The sequence below is a fragment of the Bradyrhizobium sp. genome, from assembly GCF_028868675.1.
Taxonomy (GTDB): domain Bacteria; phylum Pseudomonadota; class Alphaproteobacteria; order Rhizobiales; family Xanthobacteraceae; genus Bradyrhizobium.
Map to the genome: position 1 here is coordinate 1 of NZ_JAGWUA010000300.1, position 3993 is coordinate 3993.

A 3993-nucleotide genomic window follows, 5' to 3' on the forward strand; every position below is an offset into this window, starting at 1 on the left:
ATCGTTGACGGTACCTATTTCGGTTTCTATTCGGCATTGCACCGGCTCGGCATCGAGATCGTCACGCCCCGGCATGAGACCTCGGCCGCGCACATGGCGGGCGCCTATGCGCGTCTGACCGGCAAGCTCGGCGTGTGCATGGCGAGCAATGGCCCGGGCGTCGCCAACATCCTGCCGGGCCTCGTGGTCGAGGAGGCCGAGGGAAACCGCGTGCTCGCCATCACCAGCGCACGGCGTCCGGGCATCATGTATCCGGACCGTGGCGGAACCTATCAGTGCTTCGATCAAGCCGGTACCATCGGCAAGATCGCCAAGTCGAGCGAGGCGGTGTCGTCGTTCGACCGCGTCGCCGAACTCATGCGCAAGGCATTGCGGCGGAGCTGGGAGGGGCGGCCGGGGGTCGTGCATGTGGACGTCCCCGAGAACATCATGAACGGCAAATTCAAGGCGGCGGGGGCGGCCTGGGCGCCGCACCGGTACCGGCAGACCGAACCGTTGACGCCGACGGCCGACCAGGTCGCACGGGCGGCGCAGCTGCTGATCGCCGCCGATGCGCCGATGATCCATGCCGGCAGCGGCATCATCCACGCCGGCGCCTTCGCCGAGCTGCGGCGGGTGGCCGAATTGCTGCACGCGCCGGTGACGACGAGCTGGGCGGCGCGCGGCGTGCTGCCGGAAACCTCGGCCCTCGCCGTGCCCATGCCGCACGTCAAGCTCAATCACAAGGTTCGCAACGACGCCGACGCGGTGCTGATCGTCGGTTCGCGGCTCGGCGAGACCGACTGGTGGGGCAAGGCACCCTACTGGCGGCATCCGTCCGAGCAGACGACGGTTCAGATCGACGTCGACGCCGACATGCTGGGACTGAACAAGCCGGCCGATCTCGCCATTCTCGCCGACGCGAAGTGTGCGCTGCAGCTTCTGGGCGACGAGCTGGAGCGACGGGCCGGCGAGGTCGCGCGGCCGGGCAAGCTCGACGGACGGCGCGCGCGCGTCGCCGGCTATGCGAACGCGATGAAGGCGGACCGCGCGGGCTGGGACAAGGCGCTGACGGACATGGCGGTGCCGATGAATCCCGCCCATATCGGCAACGTCTGCAGCGACGTTTTCCCGGAGGATACCGTGCTCGTCGCCGACGGCGGCAACGCCGCCATCTGGGCGATGTTCTATCACCAAGTGAAGGTGCCCAACACGGTGCTGTCGACCTTCAAGTTCGGCATGCTCGGCGCCGGCATGGCGCAGGCGGTCGGCGCCGCCGTGGCGCGGCCGGGCAAGCCGGTCTGCTGCATCATCGGCGACGGCGCGATGGGTTTTCATCCGCAGGAGATCGAGACCGCGGTGCGGAACAAGGCGCAGATCGTCTTCATCGTGCTGTGCGACAAGCAGTGGGGCATGGTGAAGATGAACCAGCAGTTCATGCTGCGGCCGTTCAAGACCATGCTGTTCAAGCATCTCGGCCCCGAGGAGACGATCAAGGCCGACCTCGGCGAGATCGAGTTCGACAAGCTCGGCCAGAGCATGGGCGCCTACGGCGCACGGGTCTCCGACCCGAAGCAGCTGAAGCCGGAGCTGGAGCGTGCGCTCGCCTCGGGCAAATGCGCGGTGATCCACGTCGACGTCGATCCGGTCAAGCACATGTGGGCGCCGGGCCTGATCCACTTCAAGAAGATGCACGAGGAGCCCAAGGGCTAGCAAGGGCTCACGAAGCGCAGAAAAGGCGACGTCGTCGCGGCGTCGCCGGCCTCCGCCAACTGCGTGCGTCAGTTCCGCGCCGGCGGCGCCGTGGCGGCGGCCGATCGCGCGGGCTTCGCAGTGGGCCCGGCGGACGCTGCCGGCGCCTTGTGCTGACGCAGCACCACCGCGTCGATCTCGGCGATCACCCGGCGCTGGATCAGTTCGTTCTTGTCGATCGAGACGTGGCCGACGCCGGTGGAGCGGACGTCGACGTTGTCGAGCCTGCCGCGGAAACCGTCCGCCGCGCGCACCGGCTCGCCGGGGCCGTCGCTGATGTAGAGATTGATGTAGCGCTCGGCGCCGGTCGACAGCTTGGTCTTGAACACCGAATCGAGCCCGATCGCGAGCTTCACGGGGACGCCGAACTGGTTGAACTTCGCGATCATGTCGGGCAGCGCGGTGGCTCCCGAGGAGTGGCCGACCAGGATGATCGTCTTCAGCCGGCCCGCCTTGTAGGCGGCGATCGCCTCGTCGGCGAGCCCGGACCAGTGCATGAAATTGGTCACCGTGACGGGGATGCCCTGCGCCTCGAGCCGCGCGCCGATCGTATCGAGCCCGAGCGAGAAGATGTTGAGCACGCCGCGCAGCAGGTAGACGTGCGTGGTCGCGAGCGGGGACTGTGCCGCGGGGGCCGGCTGGGCGGCCTGCACGGGAATCGTGCCGATGGCCAGGGGTAGCAGGAGGCACAGGCCCAGGACGAATTGCCGTGCCAGTGCCCGGCTGGCTGACAAGTAGCTTGCGCCCGTTGCGTGACGGTCGTGAGGTCTCATCGATCTTCCCTGGGGATATACGCCATGCGATGGCCGGAATCGTAGCCTCCAGCCGCTCGCACACGCAACAAAGAGCCGCGTGATGCACGATCTTAGCCGGCGCGCGTGTCCGCCATGCAACAGTGGCGTGAAACCGTGCCGCCAACTACCTGTTCTGGCACGATTTCGGACCGGGGAATTGCGGGCTGGGAGAGGTATTCCTATCTCAGCTCTCCCACCGCGCCCGCACCCCGCCGGGCGGTTCCAATCCCTCCCCTGACCTGCCGGCCCTCATGTCCTCCATCATCTCCGTCGCCAGCCTGTCGAAGACCTATGGGTCCGGCTTCCAGGCGCTGAAGAACATCAATCTCGACATCATCAGCGGCGAGATCCTTGCGCTGCTCGGCCCCAACGGCGCCGGCAAGACCACGCTGATCAGCATCATCTGCGGCATCGCCAATCCGAGCGAGGGCCGCGTCACCGTCGGTGGCGAGGACATCGTCGCCTCCTATCGCAAGGCACGCTCGCTGATCGGGCTGGTGCCGCAGGAACTGCACACCGACGCGTTCGAAACGGTGTGGGCCACCGTGAGCTTTTCCCGCGGCCTGTTCGGCAAGCCGAAGAACCCGGCCCATATCGAAAAGGTGCTGAGGGACCTCTCGCTGTGGGACAAGAAGGACGACAAGATCATCACGCTTTCCGGCGGCATGAAGCGCCGCGTGATGATCGCGAAAGCGCTGTCGCACGAGCCGCAAATCCTGTTCCTGGACGAGCCGACCGCAGGTGTCGACGTCGAGTTGCGCAAGGGCATGTGGGAGGTGGTGCGCGAGCTGCGGGCCTCGGGCGTCACCATCATCCTCACCACCCACTACATCGAGGAAGCCGAGGAAATGGCCGACCGCATCGGCGTCATCAACAAGGGCGAGATCATCCTGGTCGAGGACAAGACCAAACTGATCCAGAAACTCGGCCGGAAGCGGCTGACGCTGCACCTGCAGCAGCGGATCGAGGCGCTGCCGGAAAGCCTCAGCCCCTACAAGCTCGAACTGTCCGACGGCGGCAGCCTCCTCACCTACGACTACGACGCCCGCGGCGAGCGCACCGGCATCACCAGCCTGTTCGGCGACCTCCGCAACGCCGGCATCCGCTTCTCCGACCTCGACACGACACAATCGTCGCTCGAGGACATCTTCGTCGACCTCGTGAGGGCGTCATGAATCTCCACGCCGTCCGCGCCATCTACCTGTTCGAAATGGCGCGCACCTGGCGCACGCTGCTGCAGAGCATCGTCTCGCCGGTGGTCTCGACCTCGCTCTACTTCGTGGTGTTCGGCGCCGCGATCGGCTCGCGCATCGACCATGTCGAGGGCGTCAGCTACGGCACCTTCATCGTGCCGGGGCTGGTGATGCTGTCGGTCCTGACCCAGAGCATCGCCAACGCCTCGTTCGGCATCTACTTTCCGAAATTCGTCGGCACGATCTACGAGATCCTCTCCGCGCCGATCTCCCAT

General features: G+C 66.4%; 3 protein-coding genes and 1 pseudogene. 3 read left to right on the top strand and 1 reads right to left on the bottom strand.

What is annotated here, in order from left to right; genetic code table 11:
• Positions 1 to 1692, top strand: a 1692-nt coding sequence (locus KGM94_RS23985; protein ID WP_300264825.1) for a thiamine pyrophosphate-binding protein, incomplete at its 5' end; no start/stop codon positions are given.
• 68 nt (positions 1693 to 1760) lie between these two features.
• On the opposite strand, the gene KGM94_RS23990 is transcribed toward KGM94_RS23985, so the two are convergent.
• Positions 1761 to 2504 (bottom strand): hypothetical protein, encoded by a 744-nt coding sequence (locus KGM94_RS23990; protein ID WP_300264829.1) that lies wholly within the window; start codon positions 2502 to 2504, stop codon positions 1761 to 1763.
• A gap of 272 nt (positions 2505 to 2776) precedes the next feature.
• On the opposite strand from KGM94_RS23990, the gene KGM94_RS23995 reads away from it, so the two are divergent.
• Positions 2777 to 3700, top strand: a complete 924-nt coding sequence (locus KGM94_RS23995) for an ABC transporter ATP-binding protein (RefSeq protein WP_300264832.1) — start codon at positions 2777 to 2779, stop codon at positions 3698 to 3700.
• Positions 3697 to 3993 (top strand): annotated as a pseudogene (locus tag KGM94_RS24000) (ABC transporter permease); the annotation flags it as partial. The gene KGM94_RS23995 and the pseudogene KGM94_RS24000, both read left to right, overlap by 4 nt.

What these genes read in the sequence shown, in the direction of transcription:
- KGM94_RS23990 (WP_300264829.1), bottom strand. Translation starts at nt 2,504, where the DNA reads ATGAGACCTCACGACCGTCACGCAACGGGCGCAAGCTACTTGTCAGCC.
- KGM94_RS23995 (WP_300264832.1), top strand. Translation starts at nt 2,777, where the DNA reads ATGTCCTCCATCATCTCCGTCGCCAGCCTGTCGAAGACCTATGGGTCC.